The organism is Rhodococcus jostii RHA1 (assembly GCF_000014565.1).
GTDB classification, from domain to species: domain Bacteria; phylum Actinomycetota; class Actinomycetes; order Mycobacteriales; family Mycobacteriaceae; genus Rhodococcus_F; species Rhodococcus_F jostii_A.
This window is the reverse complement of sequence record NC_008268.1, coordinates 3,366,641-3,392,911: the sequence shown is the minus strand read 5'-3', so window position 1 is coordinate 3,392,911 and position 26,271 is coordinate 3,366,641. Positions and strand designations below refer to the sequence as shown.

22 protein-coding genes are annotated in these 26,271 nt (G+C 66.3%); 13 read left to right on the top strand and 9 right to left on the bottom strand.

The genetic code is table 11. The features are described from left to right. Positions 1–169: 169 nt before the first annotated feature. From RHA1_RS15575 to RHA1_RS15560, 4 genes are read right to left on the bottom strand one after another with little or no spacing between them, the layout of a single operon-like run. Positions 170–613 (bottom strand): hypothetical protein, encoded by a 444-nt coding sequence (locus RHA1_RS15575; RefSeq protein WP_011595868.1) that lies wholly within the window; start codon positions 611–613, stop codon positions 170–172. Continuing rightward, positions 603–2,756 (bottom strand): site-specific integrase, encoded by a 2,154-nt coding sequence (locus tag RHA1_RS15570; RefSeq protein ID WP_011595867.1) that lies wholly within the window; start codon positions 2,754–2,756, stop codon positions 603–605. The genes RHA1_RS15575 and RHA1_RS15570 overlap by 11 nt, the downstream gene beginning before the upstream one ends. Continuing rightward, positions 2,753–4,519 carry a hypothetical protein gene (locus tag RHA1_RS15565; RefSeq protein WP_011595866.1) on the bottom strand — a complete coding sequence of 589 codons (1,767 nt, stop codon included), beginning with the start codon at positions 4,517–4,519 and terminating at the stop codon, positions 2,753–2,755. The genes RHA1_RS15570 and RHA1_RS15565 overlap by 4 nt, the downstream gene beginning before the upstream one ends. A gap of 1 nt (position 4,520) precedes the next feature. Then, positions 4,521–5,984 (bottom strand): site-specific integrase, encoded by a 1,464-nt coding sequence (locus tag RHA1_RS15560; RefSeq protein WP_011595865.1) that lies wholly within the window; start codon positions 5,982–5,984, stop codon positions 4,521–4,523. Positions 5,985–6,506: 522 nt separating this feature from the next. Here RHA1_RS15560 and RHA1_RS15555 point away from each other — a divergent pair. Next, entirely contained in the window at positions 6,507–7,631 is a 1,125-nt protein-coding gene (locus RHA1_RS15555; RefSeq protein WP_011595864.1) for a tyrosine-type recombinase/integrase, read from the top strand. After that, positions 7,628–9,718, top strand: coding sequence for a tyrosine-type recombinase/integrase (locus RHA1_RS46060; protein WP_011595863.1), 2,091 nt, complete (start codon positions 7,628–7,630; stop codon positions 9,716–9,718). Before RHA1_RS15555 ends, RHA1_RS46060 begins: the two co-directional genes overlap by 4 nt. A gap of 3 nt (positions 9,719–9,721) precedes the next feature. Here the strand turns inward: RHA1_RS46060 and RHA1_RS15545 are convergent, their stop codons facing one another. After that, positions 9,722–10,681, bottom strand: a complete 960-nt coding sequence (locus RHA1_RS15545; protein ID WP_041811491.1) for a recombinase family protein — start codon at positions 10,679–10,681, stop codon at positions 9,722–9,724. A gap of 217 nt (positions 10,682–10,898) precedes the next feature. On the opposite strand from RHA1_RS15545, the gene RHA1_RS15540 reads away from it, so the two are divergent. The 6 genes from RHA1_RS15540 (at position 10,899) to RHA1_RS15515 (ending at position 16,413) form a co-directional block, all read left to right on the top strand. Then, entirely contained in the window at positions 10,899–11,159 is a 261-nt protein-coding gene (locus tag RHA1_RS15540) for a ribbon-helix-helix domain-containing protein (protein ID WP_011595861.1), read from the top strand. Continuing rightward, a complete protein-coding gene (locus RHA1_RS15535) occupies positions 11,156–11,392 on the top strand; it encodes a hypothetical protein (protein ID WP_041811489.1) in 237 nt (78 codons plus the stop codon). Before RHA1_RS15540 ends, RHA1_RS15535 begins: the two co-directional genes overlap by 4 nt. Before the next feature lie 829 nt (positions 11,393–12,221). Continuing rightward, complete coding sequence (locus RHA1_RS15530) at positions 12,222–13,226, top strand: trypsin-like serine peptidase (protein WP_011595860.1); 1,005 nt, start codon at positions 12,222–12,224, stop codon at positions 13,224–13,226. 678 nt (positions 13,227–13,904) lie between these two features. After that, positions 13,905–14,630 carry a hypothetical protein gene (locus RHA1_RS44585; RefSeq protein ID WP_050787312.1) on the top strand — a complete coding sequence of 242 codons (726 nt, stop codon included), beginning with the start codon at positions 13,905–13,907 and terminating at the stop codon, positions 14,628–14,630. Next, on the top strand, positions 14,630–15,865 hold the full coding sequence (locus tag RHA1_RS15520) for a hypothetical protein (protein WP_011595858.1): 1,236 nt from the start codon (positions 14,630–14,632) through the stop codon (positions 15,863–15,865). Before RHA1_RS44585 ends, RHA1_RS15520 begins: the two co-directional genes overlap by 1 nt. 299 nt (positions 15,866–16,164) lie before the next feature. Continuing rightward, positions 16,165–16,413 (top strand): hypothetical protein, encoded by a 249-nt coding sequence (locus RHA1_RS15515; RefSeq protein ID WP_011595857.1) that lies wholly within the window; start codon positions 16,165–16,167, stop codon positions 16,411–16,413. Positions 16,414–16,548: 135 nt separating this feature from the next. On the opposite strand, the gene RHA1_RS49445 is transcribed toward RHA1_RS15515, so the two are convergent. Further along, the gene (locus RHA1_RS49445; protein ID WP_148228400.1) at positions 16,549–16,875 is read right to left on the bottom strand and encodes a hypothetical protein; all 327 of its coding nucleotides are present in this window, start codon (positions 16,873–16,875) and stop codon (positions 16,549–16,551) included. Positions 16,876–17,798: 923 nt separating this feature from the next. Further along, positions 17,799–18,419 (bottom strand): FHA domain-containing protein, encoded by a 621-nt coding sequence (locus tag RHA1_RS15505; RefSeq protein ID WP_011595854.1) that lies wholly within the window; start codon positions 18,417–18,419, stop codon positions 17,799–17,801. Positions 18,420–19,095: 676 nt separating this feature from the next. Here RHA1_RS15505 and RHA1_RS51855 point away from each other — a divergent pair. From RHA1_RS51855 to RHA1_RS15490, 4 genes are all read left to right on the top strand, one after another. Then, positions 19,096–19,380 (top strand): hypothetical protein, encoded by a 285-nt coding sequence (locus tag RHA1_RS51855; protein ID WP_237726906.1) that lies wholly within the window; start codon positions 19,096–19,098, stop codon positions 19,378–19,380. Positions 19,381–19,774: 394 nt separating this feature from the next. After that, positions 19,775–20,191 (top strand): hypothetical protein, encoded by a 417-nt coding sequence (locus RHA1_RS51850; RefSeq protein WP_237726905.1) that lies wholly within the window; start codon positions 19,775–19,777, stop codon positions 20,189–20,191. Next, positions 20,188–21,081: a COG1361 family protein gene (locus RHA1_RS15495; protein WP_050787311.1), complete on the top strand. Its 894-nt coding sequence runs from the start codon at positions 20,188–20,190 to the stop codon at positions 21,079–21,081. Before RHA1_RS51850 ends, RHA1_RS15495 begins: the two co-directional genes overlap by 4 nt. A 12-nt stretch (positions 21,082–21,093) precedes the next feature. After that, positions 21,094–23,094, top strand: coding sequence for a serine/threonine-protein kinase (locus RHA1_RS15490; protein ID WP_011595851.1), 2,001 nt, complete (start codon positions 21,094–21,096; stop codon positions 23,092–23,094). Between the two features lie 232 nt (positions 23,095–23,326). Here RHA1_RS15490 and RHA1_RS15485 read toward each other — a convergent pair whose 3' ends face one another. Both RHA1_RS15485 and RHA1_RS15480 read right to left on the bottom strand, forming a co-directional pair. Further along, positions 23,327–23,632, bottom strand: coding sequence for a hypothetical protein (locus tag RHA1_RS15485; RefSeq protein WP_041811488.1), 306 nt, complete (start codon positions 23,630–23,632; stop codon positions 23,327–23,329). A gap of 547 nt (positions 23,633–24,179) precedes the next feature. After that, the gene (locus tag RHA1_RS15480; protein WP_011595849.1) at positions 24,180–24,710 is read right to left on the bottom strand and encodes a hypothetical protein; all 531 of its coding nucleotides are present in this window, start codon (positions 24,708–24,710) and stop codon (positions 24,180–24,182) included. 605 nt (positions 24,711–25,315) lie between these two features. Here RHA1_RS15480 and RHA1_RS15475 point away from each other — a divergent pair. Further along, positions 25,316–26,233 carry a hypothetical protein gene (locus RHA1_RS15475; protein WP_011595847.1) on the top strand — a complete coding sequence of 306 codons (918 nt, stop codon included), beginning with the start codon at positions 25,316–25,318 and terminating at the stop codon, positions 26,231–26,233. Positions 26,234–26,271 lie beyond the last annotated feature (38 nt).

Genomic DNA, 26,271 nt, shown 5'->3' with positions numbered 1-26,271 from the left:
CGACGAACGCCTGGCTATCGACCCCGGGTGTGCAGAACCGTCGGCTCTTCGCCTTTTCTGGCGAAGAGCAACACCCCGGGGTCGTCGTCTTCGGGCAGAGCCACGCAGGAGAAACGCAGTCACATTCCGGTCCGGCCAGAACAACCGTCAACGATCTCCGGGTTACTTCTTACCTCGATGTGGAGGTTCCAGGTTTGAGGTGTTCGGCTAGGCGCGGATGATCGTAGTGGCTCGGCGGGGGTGGCGGTCGGTTGCGTGCGTCGCGGCGGAAGTTGTCGTTCTCGATGGTCAGTACGTGCAACGCGCGAGCGAACATTTCGCTGGTCAGGCGGTAGCGGTCTCGGTCCTCTCGCAGTGACTGGTTGGCCTTTTCCAAGGTGACGATCTGCTCGCGGAGCTTGGCCTCGTTGTCGGGGACGCCGTCGCGGGTTCGTCGCTGCGCGTAGAAGAGATCCTTGAGGTCGGTGTGCTTGTGGGTCAGCTTGTTTCGTTTCACCCCGGCTTCTTGCGCGAGGGTGACGATATCCAGCTTGCCCGAGGAGCGCAGCGGTGTTCCCGCGAACAATCGCTGCATGGCCGCGGTGATGGCACGCCGGTCGTTCTCATCGGTCAACGTCGGTCTCCTCGCGGTTCGTGGTGCGGGTCTTCTCGTGTTGTTCGACGAGCTTGTTCAGGTGGGCTGCTCGTTGACGGAGGCGTTCACGCAGCGGCATCGGGGTGGCCGGCTCGACGATTTCGTCGCGGAGTCGGGCGATCTCGGTGCGCAGTGCGGCGATGTGGGTGTCGGTGCGCGCGATGTTCGCGCAGGCCGGATCGCACCGGTCGATCGCCGGGGATGTCGACCGGCCGGACAGGTGGGCGCGATCCGGGTGGCAGAGCGCTTTGGCGGGGTCGTAGTTGCAGGTGAGGAAGGCCTCGGGGTTGTCGTGAACGTGGAACTGCGGAACTTTGAGCAGGGCGCGGGCCTGTGTGGGGGTCAGGAACATGCCCTCGAACCGGTTCCGGGCTTCGGTGGCGGCGCTGATCAGGCGGCGGGCGGCGGGTCCGGAGACGTGTTCGCCGTGGTGGAGGCGGTCGGCGACGGTGTCGAGGTAGTCGGCCATGGCGCGGGCGGTTTCGATGTCGAGGATCCGGCGTAATCCGTCGCGGGCTCGTCCGGCGTAGCCGTCGGTGATCGTGGACGCGCGTAGGTGTCCGTACTGCACCGCGAGGGCGATGCGGCCGCCGGGCAGGCGGGCGATGTGCCAGGCGAGGGTGCGCCGGAAGCGGTTGACGTGAACCGGGCCGTGCGGGTCGTCGGGGATGCGTTCGTCGGGGCGGGTGCGGGCCGTGTAGTCGTTCAGCCATGTGGTGAAGGCCGAGATCCGACCGTTGGCGCCCTGACAGGTCAGTGCCTCTCCACGCCGCTTCCGGGAGCCCGACGTGGTCGAGGCCCAGGCAGTTTTCACGGGGAACAACAATGGCCCGTCCGCCATTCGCTCGAGCACGCGTACCGCGCGGACCACCGGCGCGATCGCGGTCCAGGGCGTGTCCCGGGGAAGCCCACCGACCACGTGCTTGCCGTCGTCGTCGCGGGCGCCCTTGAAGTAGTTGCCGTGGATTTGGTAGCCGTGGGGGCGCGGGTCGTCGGGTCCGGGTTCCGGGCAACACCCGACCCGCAGTTCGAGCGCTTCGCCGGGTCTCATCCCGGTCAGGTACAAGAGGACGATCAGGCAGGCGGTGGACAGTCGGTGCATGAGCTGCGGGGCTTCGTGGAAGGTGATGTGCTCGAGCCACGCTCGCCCGTCCAGGCGCCCGCGAATGGGGCTGCTCAGCGGTGCTTCCCCCGCCACGGGCAGGTGCGGTCCGTAGGCCCGGACGGCGTGGCTGGCCTGTTCCTTGCTGGCATTGGCGCGGCCGGCGAGGTAGGAGATCGCGAGCATCGGGCGCCCGTTGTGGATGCAACCGGGTAGCGGCCGATTCTCGGCGGCGTACTGTTCGACCAGCTCCCGCATGGTCGCGGTCGCCGCGGGGTCGGCGTGCGGCCGGATCCGGCCGGTCAGTGTGTGGTGTTCCTGCCAGGCGGCGAGGATGTCGTCGGCGAAGTCGTCGACGAACCGCATCGCCCAGATCAGCAGCGGCGACATCACCGCCGGGTGGATCGGGGGTGTGCCGTTTTCGTTGGCGGTGTCGGTCCGCGGCAGGTAGTCCCGGATGCATTCGGCGTGCCACGGTGGCATCGGAATGCGGTCGCCGGGCGGCAGGTGCGGGGCGAAGCCCCACAGCAGGCCGACGGCGGTGAGGCGGTTCCTCGCTGTCGTCGTGGAGATCTGGAGACGACTGACCTCGATGGCGTAGTCGGAGAGGTCGTCGACGGTCAGCGCGCCGAGTTCGGTGATGTTGCGGGTGAGCATCCACTGCGCGAGTTGGCACCATTGGCCGACGACGTTGCGCATCGAGGCCGGGTGTAGCCACTTGCGTCGGTGAGCATTTCGACTCCCCAGCAGCGCGTCGGGGGTCGGGAGGTTGACCAACGCCCACCCGGCCCGTCGGAACGACGCGCGTAGTGGCAGTGGGAACAGCTGCCAGTTCAGGCAATCGTGCCCCTGGTGGTCCTGGGTGTTGAGTGGGGACAGATCCCACCGCAGGTCACCGAACCGGGACACGGCCCCGGGCTGAAGGGTGTCGGGCAGTCGGTGCGGATCGAGGAAGGGGTCGTCGTCGTGTACCGGCCGGTGTCCGTCGGCACCGGGGTTCGATGCGTCCGCGGTGGTCATGCGTCGAAGGTTCTGCGGAGCAGCCGGTCGATGGTCGTGCGGTCCGCATCGGTGATCCGGGTGCGGGCGTCGGATCGTTCGGCCGCGGTGGTGTGGGTGTCCAGCAGCGCTGAGATCCGCTCGAAGTGCTGCTGCCACTGCCGGTCCCAGACGGCGGTGTCCAGGACGGTGTGCAGTTCGGTCAACCCGTCGTGCAGGTGGACCAGCCGCGGTAGGTGCCGTCGGGTGGCGACCGCGTTCGGGCAGGCCAGACACAGCAGGAACGACGCGGTGCAGGGCAGGCCCGGGTCGTTGTGTGGGCTGTGGGTGAAATCGGTGCAGGCTGCGGTGGCGGTGTCGAGGTCGCCGCGTTGGATGGCTGCGGCGAGTTCGGGATCGTCGGACAACTCGACCAACGTCTCGGCGTCGCCGCCGAGGACCAGCCGCATCGCTCCGATGAGGTGGGCGTGCTCGGCGGCGTCGGTGAGTCCTCGGGCGATCGTCTCGCCGGCGGCGGCGCGGCCGGCGGGATCTCGCAGCATGTAGACGGTGTCGTGGACCTGCTGCGTGTTCTGGGCGGGTTCCTTGCGGATCAGCACCTGCACGGTGCGCCGCAGCCGGCGCAGGCTCACCGATTCGGTCCCGACCGTCAGGCTCTTGGCGATGCCGAACGCGAATTCCTGCCCGCGGCGAGACGGACACGCGGTGCGGTAGACCAGCAGCCGGTCGGTGGGCCGGCCCAGCACCGCCAGGGTCTCGCGGGCCGGGTCGGTGGCCTCGATGACGTGGCGCAGCAGCCGTCCCGCACTGCTCGGGCCGTTGTCGAGGAGGTTGGCGCTGGTGTGCCGCAGCCGCACCGGTCGGCGGGGCTTGTCGAGGTGCACGGTGAAGACGTCGACGTCGTCGGTGAGCGCCGGGTCGTGCTCCGGGATCCGCATCCGGTGCAGCACGGACTTGTTCCACGATTCGCTGGCCACCAGCAGGATCGCCGCCGCGAATACTTCGCGGCGACTGAGGAACAGCCGGCCCCAGGTCTGCTGCGGTGCACGCCCCCCGAGGGCGCCCAGATGCCGGCGCGAGGGCCGTCGCCCGCCGCCCGGCCATGCGGCGAGCAACGGCACGTCACCCGTGCGGGCCACACAGTCCAGCGCCTCACCGAGCAACCAGTCGCTGCTCGCCGCCCGGAACTCGCCGGTCCGCCAGCGGCGCAGATGTTCGCGGTTGTCCCGGATCCGGATCAGGGCGCTGTTGAAGACGGTCGCCGCGGCCGAGCGGATGCGCAGAAACTCCTGGTAGGTGTAGGCGCTCTCCGTCGACGCCGGAGCGGGATCGACGCGCCGGTCGACGACCTCGAGTGTCTCGGGCGGAAGCTCGGGCGCCTGGGCCAGCAGCGTCCGGAGGGCGACCAGATGGTGGCGGGTTCCGGCGGTCGGCGGCAGTGACATGCGCCAAGAGAGCCACATGGCGGGGGTGATCTGCGCCATCGTCTCCGGCGGCCGCTCCACGGTGGCCAACCCGGTCAGCAGCAACCGAGCACTTTGATAGCCGCAGTAGCAGGTGTCCCAGGCACGCCACGGGCCGTCCGGCCCGATCTGGCGATCGAACGCCGCCGCGAACTGTTGCCGCAGCACCAGGGTGCCCGGCAGTGAGGTGAAGTCGAAAACGCCTTCGGCGATCCCGTTTTCGGACCACAGGGTCACCACCAGGCCGGTGCTGTCCACCGGGGCTGGACGTCGATACTCCGCGGCAGGCAACACCGCCCTGCTCCGATGTCGGCCCGCCACGCTAGGCTCCCTCATCGGGTGCGATATCGACGACCCGGCCGGTGGACGCGGAGACCTGCGCGAGGACCGCACTGAGGTCGTCGCTGCCGTCCAGGATCATTCCGAGGCGCAGACCGTTGAGCGGTTCGAGATAAATTTCTCGGGTCGTCTGTTCGCTCCGGTGTCCAAGAAGGTCTTTGACCAGCGTGAACGCATTTCCGTAGACGTTGCGCAGGTGGTCTCGCTCCGCCTTGTCCAGGCCGAATCGGGCATCGAGCCCACGCTGCAGGGTGACCAGCATCTTCAGCGCGAAGGAATGTCGGCAGCTGTGCGGAGTGATGCCGATCGGTTTCCCGAACCGCAGGCACCGGGCGTTGGCCGCGGCGAACACCGCCTCCCAGGAGCGGTAGTCCATCGGCAGACCGGCATCGGTGAGCCACAACTGCAGCGGCTCGAGCCCCGCCTCTCCCTCGACGAACAACCGACGCCGCTGCCGCTCGTCGATCGCCGTGACAGGGAACTCACCGCGGCGCCCCAACCCGTCTTCCCAGGCCAGTCGGCGCTGACCCGGCGACGTCTTGGTGACGATCAGCTTCCCCGCCAGCCGGTCGTATCGGCCCGCCCGCTGCGCACGACGAATCGCGTCACGCCGGGTCGTGGCGATGTAACCGGCGATCCCGCTCAGTGTCTCGACCGGGACGTAGAAGCAGCGTTCGCGACGCTTCGCGGTCGCGGCCGCCACTGGGCCCTCGCAATAGACCTGACCGGTCATCGGGACCGGAACCTCGACAGTGAGCAAGCAACCGCCCTCCCGCAGGCGCAGTCCGCTGTCGAACAACAGATCCGCGAAGGCCGTGTTGCGGCCGTCGTTGCGGCCGCGCCAACCCGGCTCCGGCACACCGTCGCCCGAGTAGCCGCGCAACCCGATGTCGCGCCACAGCCGATAGGTTCGCGGGGTCACCCACTTGACGTTGGCGACCCGCACGTCCTTCGGTCGACTGTCGGCCACCTCGACCACGGCGCCGTCGCGCCGGCGCACCGTGTGCGTCGCCACCGGGCTACGCTGCACCGACCCGGTGACCACCGCCCAGTCGAACAGCAACTTGAACGCGGCCAACTCCCGAGCCCACTTGGCTCCACCGACCCGCCGCGGGTTGTCCGTCGACCGGCGTCGCCACGCCTCGTAGTCGCCGATGTCGTCGTAATCGGCCTGATCCCAGTACTTCCCGCGCCGCCACAAAAAGCTGAAGAACAGTCGGTAATCCTTCACATACGACTGCCGTGTTCCCTCGGCGAGAAACGCGATCCGCGACCGACGGAAGAACCTCGCCAGTCGCGGATCGATCCGACCGACCGGGTCAATCAGGATCGGCGTAGCCTCGTCGACGCCCAGCGCCCGCTCGCGGGTATCGATCTCCCCCCACCCGTCCAGCGCATCGTCGAACCCGACAGGCACCTCGACACCACGAGTGGTCCAGTACAACATCCACTCACCGCCATCGGGCCAGTCCGAATTCCCTCCGGAAACCGCGTCCGCAGTGGGCACCCTGCGAACGTAACTCCGTCAAGGCCGAACTCGTCTGCAACACGCCCAGACCTTCGAGGGAACGCACCCTTGCCGCCCGCGACGCCGGGCTGACCAACCTCCCCGCCCTGGTCACACCGGACACCGCCACCAGTGACGCCGAGCGCGGTATCCAGCGGATCACCCAGCAGGTCGTCGCGAACGATCACCGCAACGACCTGACCGACGGGCAGCGCGCCGCCGGTATCGCTCAGATGCTCGATCTGGGCGCGTCGGTGACCAAGATTTCCAAAGCGGTGCACCTGCCTCGTACCCAGGTCAAGGCCGCCGCCGCCGTCGGCACGTCGGCCACCGCGCGCACCGCCCTCGATTCCGGTCAACTCGATCTCGAGCAAGCCGAAATCGTGGCCCGGTTCTTTCTTATGTGGACATCTCACGGCGGGTCGTCACCCGGGGCAGGACAATCAGTGGTGGGCTGGGGTCGTGCACGTGCAGACCGTGAAGACGGGCGGGATCGTGTCCTCGGTGGTCCTGGTCGGAGCCGATGGCGAGCCGGTGCCGCCGGTGACCCGGTTCCTGCGGTACGTGCTCGATTCCGGCCGGAGCCCGAACACGGCGTTGGCGTACGGCTACGACCTGCGCCTGGCGTTCGAGTTCTTCGCCGAATGCGGAATCGACTGGCGCGAATTCCGGCCAGCGCTGGCCCTGGAACTGCTGGGATGGCTGCGCCGCCGTCCGGTGCGCGGACCTGCCCAGCGGCTGGGTCTTGCACCGGTCGGGTCCGGCGGACGTCTGTTGGCGCCGGCTAGCGTGGCGCGAGTACTGGCCGCGGTATCGAGCTTCTACGACTGGGCGATCGTCGCCGAACTCGTCATCGGCGAGAATCCGATGCGCCGCCGTCGCGATGTCGCGTTGGCGATGGTCGCCGAGCGACACCGCCCGTTCACCGGAAACGCGAGTCGGCAGCAGCCGGTCAGCCGGGAGGTACGGGTCCGGTTGCCGCGCCGCTTGCCGCGGCCGCTGCGTGAGTGCGAGGTGACGGCGTTGTTGGAGAGTATGCGCAGTTTGCGGGATCTGGCGATGGTGCTGTTGATGCTCGACGGTGGCCTGCGTCCAGGAGAGGTTCTCGGGCTTCAACTCGGCGACATTGCTTATGGCCGAAGGCGAGTCACGATTCGCAAACGTAACGACCATCCGCGGGGTGTACGTGCGAAGTCGCGTCAGGAGCGGGTCGTCGACCTGCTTGAGCCGCGCACGCTGGATGCGGTGAATCGGTATGTGCTCCATGAACGTCCGGTCGATGCACCGAGTCCGTTCGTGTTCCTGGTCGGTGGGCGGGGTGCTCGCCGCTGCGTGCCGCTCTCGTACGACGCGTTGGTGCGGATGTTCGCCCGGCGGCTCGACACGCTCGGATTTCGTACGGCCGACAAAACTCCCCACGCCTTGCGGCATACCCACGCGACGGCGATGTGGGAGGCCGGGATGCGGGAGCTGGCGCTGCAGCGACGCCTCGGACACGCCTCACCGGAGTCGACCCGGATCTACACCCGAGTGTCCGACACACAGGTTCGGGACGAGTACGCGACCGCGTTACGAGATCGCCGATGACCGGGCCGGCGATTGAGCGGCCGGCACCGGTCCCGCGCCCGCGACGACACGTCGACGAAGGCGAATACCAGGCGTGGGTAGACACCCACGTGCCCCAACTTCCGGCCCGGTGGGAGCGGATGGGTGCCTATCGCCGGTTCGTCGAGCGGTGGCCGGACCTGGAAACCTGGTTCACCGAACCCCTGCCGGTGCGGCTGGGATTCGTCGGCGAGGGCATGCGCTCGAACGGACGGACCGACTCGCATCGTGCCAGCGGCTACCTGGTGTATCTGTCCATGGTGCAGGGGGTCGGCCTGGACTTCGAGTTCCTTCTCGGCCGCAAGTACGCACGTTTGCTCGACCGGCGGGGTGGCGGCACCGGCCTCGGCGTCGATCTCGCGCTGCTCGAGCAGTGGGTCGCGCGGCTGACCGAACTGGGCCATTCCTCGGTCAAGGCGCGCAACAGCCTGATCTGGTGCCTGGGCCGGCTCATGCTCCATCGCGGCGACCCCGATCTGACCGCGATCACCGACGCGGATCTGTTTGCGTTCGGGTCGGCCATCCGCGCCTTCGCAGCACGCGAAGATTTCAATGTCCTGCGCCGGATATTGTTCGCGAACGGCCAGTTCCTCGATGCTCCCGACGCCAATCTCATGTTCCTCCGCAACCACCTCGCGAATCTCCACGGCACCCATGTGCTGCTGTACAACGTCGGCCAGGTCACCACCGCGCCGCGCATCGGCACGCGAACGATCGCAAACTGGACCGACCGCCTGCTCCCAGAACCGTGCCCGCCCAAGATTCGGGCGGTCATCGAGCGATACCTCCAACTCCGCCTCGACGCCAAGCTGGATCGGCCGCAGACGGTGCACAACGTCCGGCAGGCAATGCGCAGGTTCGTCAACTGGCTCGGCGTCCACCAGCCAGAGATCACCAGCCTCGCCCAGCTCGATCGCGCCACCATCGAGGAGTACATGCGGTGGCTGCCCACCTGTCCGAGCCAACACACCGGCCAGCCGTTGTCGACGACCACGGTCAAGCACGAACTCAACGCGATCGCCGGGTTCTGCCGCGACACCGCGGTGTGGGAGTGGGCCGAGGTCCCCGGCCGACCATTGCTGACCTCCCGCGACACACCCCGGCGCCCGGAATCGATTCCCCGCTACCTCCCTCAACACGAACTCGATGCGATCATGACCGCGATCGGCGACCTGTCCGATCCGCTGCAACGAGCCGCACTGTTGCTGCTGCGCTGGTCCGGGGCCCGCCGCGACGAGATCCGCAGACTGACCTGGGATTGCCTCGACACCTATCCGGGCGGACATCCACGGCTGCGGATCCCGGTCGGCAAGGGACACAGCGAACGGATCGTCCCCCTACACCCGGACGCGGCCGCCGCCCTCGACCATGCCATCGGCCTGGCCCGGGCCCAACGCTCGATCGCCCGGATCGACGAGGTCACCGGCCGCCGAGTCGATTACGTCTTCATCCGCCGCGGCAAGCTGCTCTCGGTCAAGACCCTCTTCGACGAGGCGTTCCGGACCGTCTGCGCCGCTACGGGACTGGTCGATGACCGCGGAGCCCCCACCGTCAGCGCACACCGATTGCGACACACCCTCGGCACCCAACTCGCCGAGGGCGGCGCCCGCATCCAGACGATCATGGCAATACTCGGCCATCGCAGCGCGACCATGTCCATGATTTACAGCCGAATCTCCGATCCCGAGATCCGCCGTCAATACGAGACGGCGCTCGCCGACGGGCACCGGATCGCCGGCCCGGCGGCCGATGCCCTGCTGCACGATGCCCTCGACGACGACACCGTGGACTGGCTGAAGACGAATTTCCTCAAGACCGAACTCGAACTGGGACACTGCCTGCGGCTACCTGCGGAGGGTCCGTGCGAATGCGACCTGATCCTGACCTGCCCGAAGTTCCTCACCACCAGCGAGTACGCGCCCCGGATCAGGGCGCGCCTGGCGACCGAGCAAGTACTGATCGACGACGCCCGCACCCGCGGCTGGGAGCGGGAAGTCGAACGCCACGAAGCGACGTGCCGGCGGCTGCAGCACCTGCTCGACGACCTCGACGACGGCGAAACCCACTGAGGATCAGGAATGGTTGGGACACAACAGATCTAACCCCACCGACCAGTTGTGGTGTGCGAGCCAGTCCCGGACCGGCGCAGGGATCTCGTCGGTGCCGGAACCTGGCCCGGTGACCAGCGGACCGTCCCCGCACCGGCGGCAGCTGATCACCAGGACGTGACCATGGGGCTGACAGCGGGCGCAGTGCCGTGCCTCGCGCAGGCGGCCGCGCTCGTCGAGGTGTAGCCAGATGGTGGCGAGGTCGGCGCGGTGCGGGACGAGATCCCGGCGGGTGGTGGGTTGGTATCCGCAGGTCGGACAGGCCGAGGGTCCGGCCGCCGGTGAGGGCGCCACCGGAACCAGTGCCGGCGATGGCTTTTCCTCAGGCGCGGCGTCGGCGGTGAGCGTCTGCGCCGGTCGGGGCGGCAGGTGCCGGTAGAGGGTCGAGCGGGTCAGCCCGGTCTTGTCGGTGATCTCGGCCATCGTGGCGCCGTCGTTGCGGAGCTGGGTGGCGTAGGCGAGTTGGGCGTCGGTGACCACGCTGGGTCGGCCGGTGCGGCGACCCTTGTCGGTGGCGACGGTGCGGGCGTGGGCGGCCCGCTCGACCGCGTAGGTGCGTTCCATCTGCCCGAACAGCGCCAGCAGTACCACCGCCAACTGCCCCATCGGGTCGTCCGGGTTCGTCGAGTCGATCCGGATCGGATCGGCCAGGTTCCGGAATCCGATGCCACGCTGGTGCAGGTCGTGGATCAGGTTGAGGGTGTCGCGGACGGTGCGGCCGAGTCGGTCGAGGGTGTGCACCACGATCACATCGCCGCCGCGGGCGTAACTCAGTAGCGCCTGCAATCCAGGACGTTCGGTGGTGGCCCCGGACTTCTTGTCCACGTAGATGTTCGCCTGGTCGACCCCGGCCTTGCGGAGCGCGTCGATCTGCCGCGTCAGGTCCTGCTTACTCGTCGACACCCGGGCGTACCCCAACTCCATGTGACGAGAGTAGCGAAAGTTAGTTCTGTACGATGTTGTGACACGGAAGGTAAAACCAATTTTCGGGCTGCTACGTAGTCCTTTGCTGTCTCCGGGGTGGTCCGATGGACCACCGGAACCGGGAGCGGCAGGTATGCCTCGGATCGACTGCCCCTACCGCCCCCAGGGCCTGATTGAGGACGTGGCCTAGAGCTCATTTTCGTATTACGATAATGATATGGCTGAGGAGACGATCAACGGAGCACCCGTCACGGACGGGATGATCCAGGAGTGGGCAGACGAGGCCGAGGCCGGTTACGACGTCGAAAAGCTGCGCAAACGCGGCCGACCGACCGTGGGGGACGGCCCCGGCGCAGTAGTGCCGGTGCGGATGGACGAGGCATTGCTAGAGGCATTGAACGCCCGTGCCGAGCGGGAGCATGTTTCCCGATCCGAGGCGATTCGAGAAGCGGTGCGTGCCTGGACCCAGGTCGCGTGAAGGCGCATAAATCCGCGCTCAAACACGGGATCAGTGAAAATGATGGCATCTACGCGGCAGAACATCACGTATATACCGCTGGTCTGGACGACGACAACCCCGCGCGCGAGTTCCGGCTGGGTTTCGACCCGAATGGACGGCTCCTGGAACTGGTTGTCCTGCGCTTCGACAGTGGGAACGAGCTGCTCATTCATGCCATGAGGGCTCGCTCGCAGTACTCCGACCTGTTGTAGCGATCGCCGATCGCCCGGTGCGAGAGCCTCCCCAGGGGGCGGGCGGGCGGACGGTGCGGTCGCCCGGTCGAGGATGTGCACCACGATCACATCGCCCGTTCGAACGTAGCTGCAGTTCGGGACGTTCGGTGGTGGCCCCGGACTTCTTGTCCGCGGACCGTTTGCCGGGGGGGTCGATCCCAGCTTTGGTGAGCGCGCCGAACGCGCGAGTTCGGGCGTCGTTATCCGTGCGTACCCCAATCCGTCTCCAGGGGCGTACCGAAAGTCAGATCTGCACGAAGGTTGTGACACGCAATTGTGGAATTGACTTATGAGACGCCGCGACCTGGGTTTTTACAGGATCCGGATACGGTCTGGGTGACGTCTCATTTCCAACGACGAGACCGCAAGCACACCTTGGTGACCGTCTTCTCTCCGCGATCGTTGACCGGTCAACCGATCAGTCGCCACGCCCAGGAGATTCAATCGGTCATAGTTGAGGTTCTTGATCGGACCTAGACCGCACTTGTTCTGCGAGGCTCTCGTACTCGGACTCCGAGATGGCAGATAGTCCCGCCACAAATCCCTCGCGCTCTAGCTGTCGTGGGCTTTCGGCTGTCTGATGTCGGTCAACACAACCGAATGCGCCCCGGGCTTCTTGTCCACGTAGATGTTCGTCAGGTCGATCTAGGCCCGGTGAGCCTGGGTGAGCGCAGCACCCACGTGGGATGCGCGCAAGATTTGAGTAGTCGGGTACTCGTGCGCTTCGCACGGTCCGAGGGCGATCATAGAGGTAGATCCTGCTTGGGCAACGGATTCGATGAGCGGACCGCACCGACGGGAGAGTGAGATGAGCGAACGTGCGCTGAGCTGGGTGGAACTCAGGCGGCGGGAAGGTGAGCCAGCCGCGGCGGACGTCCCAGCCGAGCTGCGGAGACTGTTCCATCGGGAAGCGCGGCCGCAGCGCGAGCGTCATTTCCTCGAACGCGCGGATGCGCAGCGTCAGGACGAGACTGCGCAGCGTCAGGATGTGCCGGGCGTCCTCGGGGGTTACTGCCCGCCGTGGATCGCGACCTCCTACCGGCCTGCGAAGGCACGCCTGCCGCGGCCACCGAAGGTGCTCCGCAACGGTCAACCGCTCAAGCCGTGCGCCGTGTATCCCCCCGACGACCGCGTGGTCTACAACGACCACAACTACCCGTGGGGATCCGTCTGCAAGATCACCAACGCCCTCGGGTATGGCTCGGGCGTGTTGATCGGGCCACGTCACGTACTCACCGCGAGTCATTGCGTCGACTGGTCGTCGGGCGGGCTGGAGAAGATCGAAGTCCACCTGGCAGGCGCGACATCTCGTGAGACTGCCTACGACACGCGCGCGATTGCGTATACCAAGGTCAAGGGAAGCATCCTGTCCACAGAGGTCGACGAGGACTACGCCTGCCTCGTGCTAGACAAACGGCTCGGCGAGGCCTTCGGTTGGCTCGGGGTCAAGGAATACGACAGCGACTGGGACGACGACGCCGTCTGGTCCTCGATCGGGTACCCAGGTGACGTCGCTGGCGGGATCCATCCAATCTTCATCGGGAACAAGAGCATGGACGAGGACGACTGGGACTACGGCTCCGGCCGCGCCATGACCACCGACGCCGACGTGAAAGCAGGTCAGTCCGGCTCGCCGATGTTCGCCTGGTGGAATTACGACGACGGTTCCGGAGCTCGACCCTGGCCATTCGTGACGGCAGTCGTATCCTCAGAAGGCCCGATACCCTTCATCCCCGACTACAAGCTGAATTGGTGCTCAGGCGGGGCCGATATCGTCCGCCTCGTCAGGTTCGCGAAGCGGGAGTACCCGTAGCTCGGACCTTAGCGGGATGCACTTCGCCGAGCTGGTCGGTGATGCGGTCGCTGCCGCCGGCTGCGGCGAACTGACCAGTCTTGACCTTTTGTCGTCTTACGGCGGACGATTGATAGGGCAGGATCTTCCGAATTACATCTGGCCCCCTGCTACGGGCGACATGGCGCCGAGAATCGGTCGCCACGAGGAATAGAAGTGTGGGCAGCCACACGATGTCGGTGGGCAAATGTCGACCGGCCTGACCTGGGAAACCGAATGGTGAACAGAAGGTCGAGAGTTCGGTCCTGCCGGACGACAAGAGCCGCCGAGGGCGGCGGGTGTGGGCGAAGCGCAAGCCTCCGAGAGGTTGGGCGCATAGATGATTGTGATGGTATCTCGCTGAATCCGACCCGCAGGATGGCCGAGCGCATCCTTTGGATGCTTGTCGGGGGATATTTACTCGTCGCCGTGGTTGTTCTGTTCCTCACGCTGGTGAGGTTTCTGTGTGCCTGCGTTCGTGGGCGTCCAGCGCGGTCGCGTCGGGTCAACAGGTCGGATGGGTCGGTTACGGGTTCGGCTCCGTCAGGAGTTATTCCCGAGTTCGCGTTCCGAGAGGCGGATCCGCTGATCTACAGCCAGTTCTGGTTGCGAAAGCAGGGCTTGGCGGTCACTTGGCGCAATCCGGATATTCATTTGGAATTGGCTGCGGCCCCCGGCGTCGCGGTCGACGCATCGGCGTTGTCGCCGGATACGGAATACCGGGTGTTCGCGCGGATCTGGAACGGCTCCACCGACGGGCCCGCCGCGGACGTCGAGGTTCGGCTGTCCTATCTCGACTTCGGGATAGGCGGAGTATCGGTTCCGATCGGTGTCGACAAGGTCGACGTGCCCGTCAAGGGGGCGGCCGGTTCGCCGGGCGTGGCGAAGGTCGACTGGCGAACCCCGCCGAGGCCCGGACACTACTGCCTGCAGGCGCTTATCGTGTGGCCCTTCGATGCAAACCCGGACAACAACCTGGGCCAGCACAACGTCGACGTGAAATCACTCAACAGTCCCACAGCGCGATTCACCGTGCCGGTCCGCAACACACTGCGCCGTGCGGCCACCATTCGGCTGGCCGTCGACGGCTACGAACTACCGCCCCGCCGCCTGTGCCCGCCCGAGACGCCGAATGCGGAGGAGCGGGACCGTCGTGCACGGGCCGAGCACGAGCCACTCGCTCACCCGGTCCCCGCCGGCTGGCGAGTGAGCTTCGGCGGCGTCGACGACCAGCAGCTCCGTCTGGGGGCCGGTGAGGCCAACGACGTGGAGGTCACGGTGACTTCTCCGGACGGATTCGTCGGACGGCAGGCGATCAACGTCAACGGGTTCGAGAGCCGCCACCTGATCGGTGGGGTCACCCTGATTGCAGAGGGAGTCGCGTGATGACCGAGGGTCCGACCGGCGACGTGGTGGTCGGCTACGGCCGCTACACCCGCTGCGTCGCAAAGAGTACTTACTCCAATCCGGCGTTCTCGGACGGCGTTGTCGCCTTTGTTTTTTCCCTTTTCGGATGGGGCACGAGCTGGGCTGCGGTCGCCGAAGACGGCTGCGACTACCTGCTCGGCCGTAAGCTCGTCTGTCTCGGAGGCGTGCACTGCGCGATCGGAACCATTGCGGGCATCGAGAAGGACAAGTCCTTTCCCGAGAACATCGACAACGATTTCTGCGTGAATCTGCTGTTGTTCCCGCACGAAACCGTCGAGTTCATCGAGTCGGACTTCGAGGTCCGCGCACGGATTGCGCGCGGCGAGGACCGGTACCCCCCACAGAACAGGCTGTCGAACTGGCAGAAAGTGACCTCCGACGGTATTCAGGGTGCGCTAATCCTGCATGATCCGGACACGATGCCCGTACCGGACGACCCCCGCACCGATGGATCCGCGAAGCCATACTCCACGACCTACATCCGCCGAGGGGCAACGGATGAAGGCAGCCCATATGAACAGAAGGAAGACGAGATCGAACGCAACATCGAGGAAAACATTCTCACGAACTACTCATTCGGTGAAGTTCCGGTACTGCACTGCGAGTTCGAGGGTGCGCGCATATTTATGGTGTGTAGGGCGGTCGCACCGTTTCTCGACCTGGCCACCGGAGTCGGTGACGGATGTCGTGCGGCCCTCGGTGGGATCCCCCTCATCGGCGACGTGATCTGCGACATCATCGAGACCGTGGTTGCGTGGGCGCTCTTTCCGATCATGGTGACCGCGATCGCCAATGCCTGGGAAGATGCCCGAGAGTTCGATGAGGAACTCGGCACCGGACCTGTCAAGCGGTGGGTCGAGCTGGATGAGCCGGTGATCGTCACCGGTGAATGGGTCTGGGACGGCTCGCACCAAGGCTGGAACGAAATCCACCCGGTGCACACAATGCAGAAGATCGTGCTGCCCCCCCGCACCGGTGGACACATCCCACCCGCGGACGCCGACAACTTCGTAAAACAATGGTGCCGGCTCGTCTTGAAAGTGCCACTCCCCGGGCAGCCGTTGACCGCGATGACACCTGAGCAACAGGACACTCACATCCGCCAGCAGCGACCGGAGAACCAGTGGGCATACCACCCGGATATCGATGGTTGTCTGCCGCGTGAAATCAAACCCGAGGTGCCGATCGTATGAACGGAAACCGCTTGCGGGAATGCCCGCCCTGCCTGCTCACCCTGGCCGGACTGACGCTGCTCTGGTCATTGTGTCTCTGGGTGGTAGTCGGGCGATGGCGTGACCGGCGACGGCGTGACCGGCGACGGCGGTGAGAGATTCGGGCCGAACCTACTTGACGATCCATGGCGCCAAAAATGGCACGGCGAGACATCAGGCAGCGATGACTGCCAAAACGGCGCAACTTGCACGGCCGCTGCGACGGAACTGATAACGGTTCTGGAATCACCTTCTTCCGCAGGACACATGGAGGACACGAAATGTTCCAACTCGTGCGAACGCTTCGGACACTGGACGTGGTCGTCCGTCAGGTACCGGTGTTCGTCATCTCGTTCCTCATTGCAAGCTTCTTCTACAAGTTCGGGAGCTTTGCCCTCGAAGCACTCGCCTTCCTCGCGACCTGGTTCGTCCTTGATGCCCTCGTCGAGGCCGGTGGCGTCGTGAGGACAAGGTTGACACAGTCTCATCCAGGGCGGGAGAAATCTGAAGACCGCACCTCTCGCAGATAGATCGCAAATAGATATTGTGCCTGTCCGAGAAACGATCGTTTCTCGGATACTCCGGGACTCACACGAACAGTCCCCGGCGACCTGTCGTTATCGAATCGTTGAGTGTCGCAAAACCCCTCCGAAAACTTTTGTAGCTCAATACTTCCTGTCGTCGAGTTCTGCAAGGGCCAGGGGTCGTGCGGCTGGCCCGGCGACGGCGGCGAACACGCCGTGACGGTGAGCATCGGCGTCGAAATAGGGATCCGGCCATCGCTGCCAGGGCGGGATCGGGGACAGGGACCGCTCCCACGCTGCGCATCGCACCGCACCATGTCCGGACAGTTGCCGGGCCTCGGCAGGATGATCAGTGCCGGAGCCAGGTATTTCCGGATGGTTTGCGGTCGATCTCTCAGGGCCGTCGAGATCGGCACCCTGAGACCTTCCGGTATGCCAATGCCGGAACAACTCCATCAGATCGATCATCCTCCACGTTTTCCTTGCCACCGTCAGGCCTCCCGGGCCCTTGTCGGTGGCCCACACGTTGTGGCGAAACAGAGCCGGAACCCCGTCAGAATGATCATCGGGGGTGATGCGTTTCCACCCTGGTGAGGATGGTTTCGGCGGGGTGTCAGAGATGAGAATTGTGTACAGAGAGCGGGAATCCCGACGTTCCCAAATGTGATACCCGCAATCAGTTATCGCAACAAGTCCACCACAGCACTCGGCACTCTGGCCGGGTACACGAACTAGTAAGTGAAACAATGAATAACAGATTCTTGCGTGCGGCGTCCGTTGCATCGGCCGCGATCGTGCCCCTGATTGCCTTCGGGTTCGGCATCGCCTCAGCCGCTCCACCGGCAACCGTCAGCGGCGGCGTAACGGTCGCGTACGTCACCGATGCAGTTCAGCCCGAGCCCATACCCGGAGCAGCAGGTCAGCGGTGCTCAGGAAATCGGGTCGGAGTCGACGTGAACACCGGCGAGGACATCGTCTGCGTCTACTCCAGTGACTACTACCCGGACGGCAAGTGGGTCCCCGCCGAGATCGTCGGTGTCCACAACATTGGGGAACCATGCGACCCCTCGATCGACAGGGCCTCACAAACGCCGGAAGGCATTCCGATCCTATGTGTGCAGGGCCAGGGATGGGCGCCTGGGCCATAAGCCGACCGGCTGCAGTCGGGTCTCGTTGATCAGTACCGTCCATTAATAGCCCCGAAGACCCCAACCTACTCAGGTATAGACCCCGATTCGGCCAGTACTACTGCAACCCCAGCATCTCGTGGGGTTGCAGGTGCGGCTTCCGGTGCACCGGCCTTGTGGCGGCGCCGCACGGAGCAGGGAGAGCCGTAGGACCCCGACGGCCTGGCCGATCGAGACGCCGAGGGTCGAGAGATTTCCTCGGATTCACAGATCGGCGTCGACGATGATGCCGCTGTGTCGGGCTCGGACGACGAGTTGCATGCGTTTCTGGTTGTTCGGTAAATCCTCGAGACCGAACTTCGAGAAGAGAACGCGGAGATGGCATTTGACTGTGTCGACCGTCAAGAATAGGCGGTCGGCGATCTCCTGGTTCGAGGCGGGGTGGGCGAAGAGTGCGTTGTCTTTGTACGGCCGGCACAACTCCACCAGGACCGCGAACTGTGCCGTGGTCAGGGCGGCTCGGGTGGGCAGGGAGTCGGCGGTGCCGGTCATCTCCCCGCTGGCCGCAATGAACGTGCGGAAGGTCAGCGACGAGGATCCGATCCGGATGACGTCACCGGCGTGGAGCCGGCGGCGCCCACTGAGGCGATCACCATTGACGAAGGTTCCGTTCCGGGAGAGTCCGTCATCGGTCACCGTCCAATAGGATCCGATCCATTCGATGGTGGCGTGCAGCCGCGACACGTTCGGATCTGACGGCAACGCGATATCGGCCTTCTCCGAGCGGCCCACGGTGATCCGCGGTACGTCCACGGACAACACGAACTCGCGGGTGCCGTCTCCGCCATCGAGATAGCAGAGGTTCGGTTCGCTCAGAGCATTCATCGTCGTCCTCCCCGGCAATTTCGGGCACACGACTTTCGGTCGGACGCTTCGCCTTGCTTTTGCCAGTCTAATTCCGCAGGTCGGCGCGGCACCATGGTCGTGTGTGCGGCCGTCCCGCATCGGCGTGCCGGTTTCGATGAAGGGTGATAAGGGTCCACCCGGAGGGTGAAGATTTAGCCGTGGCCGACACATCACACTGGAGGTCGATCACTTCGACCCGAGAAGATGCCATGCTTCGAACCCGTCATCACACTTGCCCCGGTAGCCCGGAACTCGGTGCGCGTCGGGTATTGCCCCGGCGCTCGGCACCGGCGCAGACTGAAAGTACCGAACGCGCACCCGAGGGGGTGGGGCAGATGCCCCGGCCAACCCGTTGGCGGCGGTCGGTCATGGTGATGTCCACTCCGGTGGCAGTCGGCGCTCTCGGGTTTTTCGGGTTTCCCTCAGGATCCCCGCACGCGGTCGCTGCGCCACAATCGGTGGCCGCCGTTGTTGTGCGGCAACAACCCGTCGCGCCGTGGCCGACGATGCCCCAGCTTCCTCTCCCAGGCCCAGGAGAGGGTCTCGACCCGGCACCGTACACGGCCGCCGACGATCAGCAACCGATCTGTGTGCCACCGGACTGTTCCCCGGATCCTGGCGGTGTCGCTCCCTGGGTCCCACCCGAGCAGCAGCCGTGGACGCCACCCGAGCAGCAGCCGTGGACGCCACCGGAACAGCAGCCGTGGACGCCACCCGAGCAGCAGCCGTGGACGCCACCCGAGCAGCAGCCGTGGACGCCACCGGAACAGCAGCCGTGGACGCCACCCGAGCAGCAGCCGTGGACGCCACCCGAGCAGCAGCCGTGGACGCCACCGGAACAGCAGCCGTGGACGCCACCCGAGCAGCAGCCGTGGACGCCACCGGAACAGCAGCCGTGGACGCCACCCGAGGAGGTCATTCCGGAGGAGTTCCCGGGTGAGATCGGGCGTGGCTGCTATCCGGCTGGCACACACTGCGAGCGCAACACCGACATTCCACCGATACGCGGCGGCGAGATCTGCGAGCCGCCCGAGTTCCCCTGCAAGGGCGTCGACATTCCCCGCGAGCCTCTGACCCGGGAGGGTGGCGAGGTCTGCGAGCCGCCCGAGTTCCCCTGCAAGGGCGTCGACATTCCCCGCGAGCCTCTGACCCGGACCGGTGAGGGACCCTGCATCATCCCGCCGTGTACACCGCCGACGATTCGATGGCCGGAGGGATGCACCGACCCTGCGCGATGTACTCCGGTGCGAGAGGTTCCGGGGCTATCCAGGCCGGGGCCAGGAGAAGAGTTGATGGTTCCAGGGCCCTTTGTGCTACTACCGGAGGTGCCGAGCTTGATCGCTCCTGCTGATGTCGTCCCCGACGCGGTTCCACCACCACAAGAGCCCGGTCTGGTATTCGCCGCGGCGGCCGTGGAACCTGGCGAAGCGGTGACCATGGCCGGAGCAGGATGCCCACCTGACGCCGAGGTACTGCTCTCGGTCGATGGTGCGCAAGTCGGCGGAGTTCGCGCCGACGACACCGGCGTCTTCCGAGCACCGCTACGCGCAGTGGGCGCCGATGTCGGACGTCACGATGTCTCAGCCGACTGTGGTCCCACGTTCGCCGCGCCACTGGATATCGTGCTGGTCAGCCAAGCGACGGGGTCCACCGCCACCGCCGTGGTGATCGTGTTCTTCCTGCTCGTAGGTTTGTCGATCTATCGTCGACGCCTTCTCACTCCACAGCCGGGTCGCGAGGAGGAATCATGATCATGCGGTGGTTGATTGCGCTCGTAATTGCCCTCGGGACAGTGCTACTCGGCGCTCCAGGCGCCGGTGCAGCAGAGTCGGTGGGGATGACGGTGACCGTCAACGGTCAGGACATCGCCACCGCCAGCCCGACCTATCCGGTCCGTCTCGACCCGCACAGCCCTGCGCAGGTGACGGTGAATCTCGACAACGCCACCGCGGCCCCGGTCACCGTCGCTGCGGTCGACCTGTCCGGGCACGTCCTCGGGTTGACCTTCTTCTCCTATCACACCGCGGTCGGGTTGACCGTCGCGCCGGGACAGACCCAGTCTCTCGATTTCGAGCTCGACCTCTCCGGGCTCGACGGGCAGGCCACCGGCCTGATCAATGGGACGGTTACCGTCCGCGGCGATGATGGGACCGTTCTGGCCGACATCTCGACCGTGACCGATGTGCGCGGCTCACTGATGTCGGTGTACGGGCTGTTCGGGCTGGCGCTGGCGCTGCTCACCGCACTCGCGGTGCTCGACGCAGTCCTCGGCATCGCCCGGCGCCGACTGCACGAGAACCGGTGGCGACGCGGCCTGCGGATGCTCACCCCGGGCGTCGGGATCGGGCTGGTGCTCGCGTTCACCCTGTCCGCCACCCGGGTGTGGGCGCCGACCCTGGATCGGTGGCTGCTTCTCGCCGGCGGATTCGCCGTCGGTTTCTTCATCCTCGGCTACCTCACCCCCACCCCGGACACGGCCGAGGATGAGGACGAGGACGACATGGTCGATGACGAACTCGAAGACGGTGACGGCGTGGACGACGACCGGACCGGGCGGATCGGTGAAGGTCCCACCGACCGGTGGCCGTCGGACACCGGCCCACCGCACACTCGTCCCCTCGGCACCAACCGACCCCGTTGATCGGACCGGCACATGGATACCGACATCGATCGTGTGACCGCCGCCCTCCCCGCGTACGAGGTGGGCGGCGAACTCGGCCATGGCGGATGGGGAATCGTGCTCGCCGGCCGTCACCGCGCCCTCGGTCGCCCGGTCGCGATCAAACAGCTCCCGCCCGCCTTCGCCACCGACCCGGGCATCCGGCGCCGATTCACCGCCGAGGGCCAGCTACTCGCCTCCCTCGACCACCCGCACGTGGTGCCGGTCTACGACTTCGTCGAACACGACGGCCTGTGCCTGCTGGTGATGGAACTGCTGCCCGGCGGCACGGTGTGGAACAGGTTCACCTGCACCGGATTCAACGCCCACTCCGCCGTCGCGGTGGCACTGGCCTGCGCGGCCGGGTTGACCGCCGCCCACAACCGGTCCATCCTGCACCGCGACATCAAACCCGAAAATCTGCTGTTCGCGGCCTCCGGGGCGATCAAGGTGACCGACTTCGGCATCGCCAAAGTCATCGGCGGCGACCAAACCCTGGCCACCAAGGCTGGCGACGTCCTCGGCACCCCGTCCTACATCGCACCGGAACAGGCCCGCGGCGGCGAACTCACTCCCGCCACCGACGTCTACGCGCTGGCCACCATGCTCTACGAACTCCTCGCCGGGGAACTGCCGTTCCCGCCAGCTGACGACGCCATGGCCCTGCTGTTCATGCACGCCTTCGACGACCCCACCCCGCTGCAGGAGACCGCGCCCGCGGTCCCCGACTCGATCGCCGACGTGGTCATGCGCGGATTGGCCACCGACCCCACCCTGCGTTACCCCTCCGCAGAGGCCTTCGGGATCGCGCTGGCCGCCGCCTCCACCGGTCGCTGGGGCCCGGGGTGGCTGACCACCGAGGGCATCCCGGTGATGGGAGCCGACACCATCGTCTCGGCCACCGGTCTCGGACCCCCGCACACCCCGACTCTGACCGACAGCGACGACCATCCACCGTTGCCGCTGACCCGGCCACACGCCGCACCCCGACGACCCATCCCGGGCCCTCCCGGCACCGACTCGCACCGGGCCGACCCGGCAGCAACCACTGACCCGACGGCACCGACCGGATCCATCGACCCGACCGCATCACCCACCGCGACAGCGCCCGGGTCCCGTGCCACCGAACCGCCGCCGACGGTGCGCCCGTCGATCACCGTCCACGCCCCCGGCGCCCGCCTCGCCGACGTATCGGGCGCCGACCTCGTCAACGTCCGCACCGTCGTCAATCTCCCCTCCCCTCGTGTTCCGCTGGTCATCGCCGCCGCCCTGACGGCCATCACCGTTCTGGTGGCCTTGCTCGGTCTCGGTTCGCCTCCGGTCGATGTGCCGCCGGTCGGCGTTGTCACCGTCGCCGGCGTGGACCCAGCCGGCGGTGCGCCCGTCCCCCTCGATCTGACCGTGCCGGTGTCGGTGACGGTGGCCGGTGCCGGTCTCGCCGACACTGCGACCCTGGCCCTCGACGTGCTCGACATCCCGGTCAAGAACACCGGCGCCGCGCCACTGATCAACCAGGGTGGTGCCGCGGTCGCGACACTGCCCCCACCCGGCGGACAGTACTTCGTGGCCGGAACGCTCACCGGAACCCTGACCCTGCTCCAGGCCGGTCAGGTGATCGACACGTGGACGTTTCCGGTCCGCACCACCCAGCCGGCGACCACCACCGCCGCCGCCGTCGGACTCGCCGCTCTGACCCTGTTCGCCGTTGCCTACCTCGAATCGTTCCTGCGCTCGCTGCGCCGGGGGCGGAGCCGGATCACCGGAATCACCGGCGCCACCGTCACCGCCGGCGTGCTCGGCGCCGCGGTCGTGGGCGCCCTCTGGATTCTCACCGCTCGTCTACCCACCACCACCACCGTGGTGGCCTGTGCGGCAGTCGCGGCGGCGGCCGGGGCCGCCGCCGCCGTCGGCGCCGCCCGCATCGGCCGTCGACGCCGCTACCGTCGAACCCACCGCAGCACCAGATCCACTAGCACCACCACCGACCAGCGGTAAAACTCGTACCTCGAGCGACAGCGCCGCCCGGGAACGCCCCGACCCCGCGGGCCGGGCCCAGCCGTGGCGCGAGTCACGAGCCCAATACTGCCCGGAGACCGAGTGCCCGATGCCGCACCATCGGGTCTTCGTCCGCAACACCGAGCCGACGGTGGAAAGAGGGACTGCCGCCGCGTACCGCGGTATCCGCTGAGGATGAAAGAAGTTGTCGTACAGCGGATGGAGAGAGCGGTTACGGCAGCGCAGCCGGCCCGGGCAGGCCGATGGTGGGGCCCGGGAAGGCGATACCGTCGGTGCCGACACCGACACCGCCGACGGTGATCCCGGGCAGTGAAACACCGGGGATATGGACGGAGACGGTCGGTGCGGGTGGCGCGGCCGAGGAATCGCGCGAGGTAGTGTCTTGCGGCCCTTCCCAGCTGTAGTCCCCCGGCCAGCCGCTGTCATTGGTTTCCGCGCTGGCGATTCCCCCACTGACGGACAGGGCAACTGCGGTGAAGGCGATCAGGGGAACAGCAAATTTCATAGTGTTCGACATGGTCAAACTCCTTGCGTGATGAAGTCGAGAGAGGTCTAGGGCGCCCCGAAACGGTTGGATGTCGCCGAGATCGGCTGACGGTCTTTGGACTCACCGCCGATCCCGAGGAATTGCTTCGACTGGACACCCCGGCGCGAAGGGAAAACCGGTGGTCTGCGGCGACGGATAGCAGTAGTGACCCGCCTGCCTCTTACCGTCCAGTCGCGAATCGTGCGCGTTGACGCGGGCTGGATGAATGAGGACGAAGGACCCCCGGTTGGGTGATTGCCGCAGGAGTGGTCGATGCCCCCGGAAGCGCAGCTTCGAAGCAGCGTGTTCAGGGGCGGGTACGCCGCCGTGCCATGCTCGGGGTGATCGTCGGGGGCGGAGACAGACCGCCCAGCGCACCATTCTCCCGATAGCTCGATGCCCTGGCGTTCTCGGGCTGAAGGGCACGCCGCAGGTCCCCTGGCGTGCATGTGGACCCCCACAGGGCCGACCGGCCCCGTGTCGCCGTGGGTGAGCCGGCCCTGTGGGAATCCGCGATCCTATGAGCAGGAAATCGCAATCAGCAGACGATCGGAATCGGGACGATGCCGCAGATCTTGCCGCCGCCGCCCTGGTTGGAGGGTGCAGGTGCCTGCTTGATGGTGCCGCCGTCACCTCCAGGGGCCGCTCCACCGTTGCCACCCGCGCCGCTGCCGCCGACACCCCAGCCGCCGAAGCCGTCGCCGCCGGTGGTCGGGCCCGTGGTGGCGTCGCCGGAACGTGCATTGCCGCCGTCGCCGCCGCTGCCCACCTCACTGTTGCCGTTGCCGCCGCCGTTGTTCAGTCCGATGGTCGGGCCGCCGAAGGAAATTCCGGGGGCGCCGGCGCCGCCGTCACCGGCATTGGCGTTGCCGGTCTCGGCGTTGCTCTGCGCGTCACCGCCCGTACCGGGGGCGCCGAAACCCGGTGCGCCGACCCCGGGTGCGCCTGGGGCGCTGCCCCCCGCGCCCCCGGGCGCCCCCGGTTCGGCGGACGCAATTCCCGCACCTGCCGACAGCGCGAAAGCTGCAATGGCAATCGCCGTAACAGTGCGCTTCTTGATGTTCGACATGTGAAACTCCTTGTGTTGCTTGTCGGTTTAGCTGTCCCGACAAGATTCCCGCGAAATGAAGCGGATTGATATCCTCGGCAGGTCTGAAGTTCCTCACCCCTGCATCGTCGGGACAAATTGATGCGGCGCTCTCCGCCCTGTTGTCTGGAGTAGCCAAACTCAGTGTCGCACCACATTTTTCCTGGCATGCGGTGGTCTTCCAGAGAATTGATGTAGAGCGCATTTCAGTCGAAGGCACTGGAAACGTGATCGCTCGGGATATCCGGCGCGCAGACGCCCCACCGCAGGCACGTCGGGTGCGCCGCCTTGCTGCGAGATCGGCAGGGAAAATCGGGTAGGGAGATCGATCGGCACGCGCTCGACAGGTGACCGCGCCGACAGGGACCTGGCGCTGGCCCTGAGCTGAGCGGAGGTAGAGATCAGCGTCCTGTTCGAAGAGGTCGAACTGCTCCTCGCTCAAGGTCGTGTTCGACCGGGGGCGTTCGTCGATGTCGGGCTCGGTCGTGGATGCGCAGGGAGCGGGTGCACGAACAGCATCGGGGGTGAGGAACTTCCACCCCGCTGTCGAAGATATCCCGTGCCTGTCCGCGAGAAGCTAGGAAGCGTTGATCGGCACGGAAACGCTGCCCCCCGCCAAAGAAAGATTCGCTATGTGGCCCAAGTCCCTTCGCTCGACTCTTCTGATCAGTGCTGTTGTACCCGCAGCTCTCCTGCTCCCCGCACTAGCCTCGGCCGCTGAACCCACGTCGGAAGGTAGCCAGTCGGCATTCGAGCGCGAGATCGACAAGATCGGCTGGCACGATGGCTTCGAGATCACCGTCGACAAGGTGACCGCGAACTCGGACGATGCGTCGACGACACTCGATTTCGACCTGAACTACAAGAACCTGGTCGGAGTCAGCCACACTCCTACCGACAAGGCATACCTCGAGGTCGATGGCGCAGTGGTCAAGCTGTCATTCGACAGTCCCGAGATCGCTGGCGGCGGGGAAGCGTTCGGCACGGCCACGGCATCTGTGAAGACTTCGTCGGACGCACCCGACGTCATCGACAGCGTCGTCCTCGTTTACGGCCAGGCCGACGAGAACCAGACACGAATCCCGCTAGCCGAACAAGACAGCGTCGAGAGCATCGAGCCGAGGGGCCTCCCGGTCGGGATGACATTCGGCACGGACATGGAGATCACCCTGGACGAGGCATTTCTCTGGCCGAGCTACCAGCCCGGCGAGAAGGGCAAGCATGAGGTCTGGGTCAAGATCAACGCAAACTGCGGCCGTTGCTCGACCGGTGGGTTCTCTGATGTCAACCCCGGCGACTTCGAACTGTCAGGTCCGGACGGCCAGTCCGCCCGCGGCGACAAGCGCGGCGGATTCATCTCTGAGAACGTCTCCTCGATAAACAAGATCGAAGGCGAGTGGATTGTCTTCGTCATGGACGAACCCGTCCCCGGCGCATACACATTCCTGTGGGAGAACAGCAACCCGGCAAAGCCCGCCCAGGCCTCGACGCAAATCACCCTCTGAGTGCCGAACCGCCCGAGGCGCAACATCCGGCATCCAGC

Excerpts from the sequence above, each read along its gene's own strand:
- RHA1_RS15570 (WP_011595867.1), bottom strand. The coding sequence starts at position 2,756 with ATGACCACCGCGGACGCATCGAACCCCGGTGCCGACGGACACCGGCCG.
- RHA1_RS15560 (WP_011595865.1), bottom strand. The coding sequence starts at position 5,984 with ATGTTGTACTGGACCACTCGTGGTGTCGAGGTGCCTGTCGGGTTCGAC.
- RHA1_RS46060 (WP_011595863.1), top strand. The coding sequence starts at position 7,628 with ATGACCGGGCCGGCGATTGAGCGGCCGGCACCGGTCCCGCGCCCGCGA.
- RHA1_RS15545 (WP_041811491.1), bottom strand. The coding sequence starts at position 10,681 with ATGGAGTTGGGGTACGCCCGGGTGTCGACGAGTAAGCAGGACCTGACG.
- RHA1_RS15540 (WP_011595861.1), top strand. The coding sequence starts at position 10,899 with ATGGCTGAGGAGACGATCAACGGAGCACCCGTCACGGACGGGATGATC.
- RHA1_RS15530 (WP_011595860.1), top strand. The coding sequence starts at position 12,222 with ATGAGCGAACGTGCGCTGAGCTGGGTGGAACTCAGGCGGCGGGAAGGT.
- RHA1_RS15520 (WP_011595858.1), top strand. The coding sequence starts at position 14,630 with ATGACCGAGGGTCCGACCGGCGACGTGGTGGTCGGCTACGGCCGCTAC.
- RHA1_RS15515 (WP_011595857.1), top strand. The coding sequence starts at position 16,165 with ATGTTCCAACTCGTGCGAACGCTTCGGACACTGGACGTGGTCGTCCGT.
- RHA1_RS49445 (WP_148228400.1), bottom strand. The coding sequence starts at position 16,875 with ATGATCGATCTGATGGAGTTGTTCCGGCATTGGCATACCGGAAGGTCT.
- RHA1_RS15505 (WP_011595854.1), bottom strand. The coding sequence starts at position 18,419 with ATGAATGCTCTGAGCGAACCGAACCTCTGCTATCTCGATGGCGGAGAC.
- RHA1_RS15495 (WP_050787311.1), top strand. The coding sequence starts at position 20,188 with ATGATCATGCGGTGGTTGATTGCGCTCGTAATTGCCCTCGGGACAGTG.
- RHA1_RS15490 (WP_011595851.1), top strand. The coding sequence starts at position 21,094 with ATGGATACCGACATCGATCGTGTGACCGCCGCCCTCCCCGCGTACGAG.
- RHA1_RS15485 (WP_041811488.1), bottom strand. The coding sequence starts at position 23,632 with ATGTCGAACACTATGAAATTTGCTGTTCCCCTGATCGCCTTCACCGCA.
- RHA1_RS15480 (WP_011595849.1), bottom strand. The coding sequence starts at position 24,710 with ATGTCGAACATCAAGAAGCGCACTGTTACGGCGATTGCCATTGCAGCT.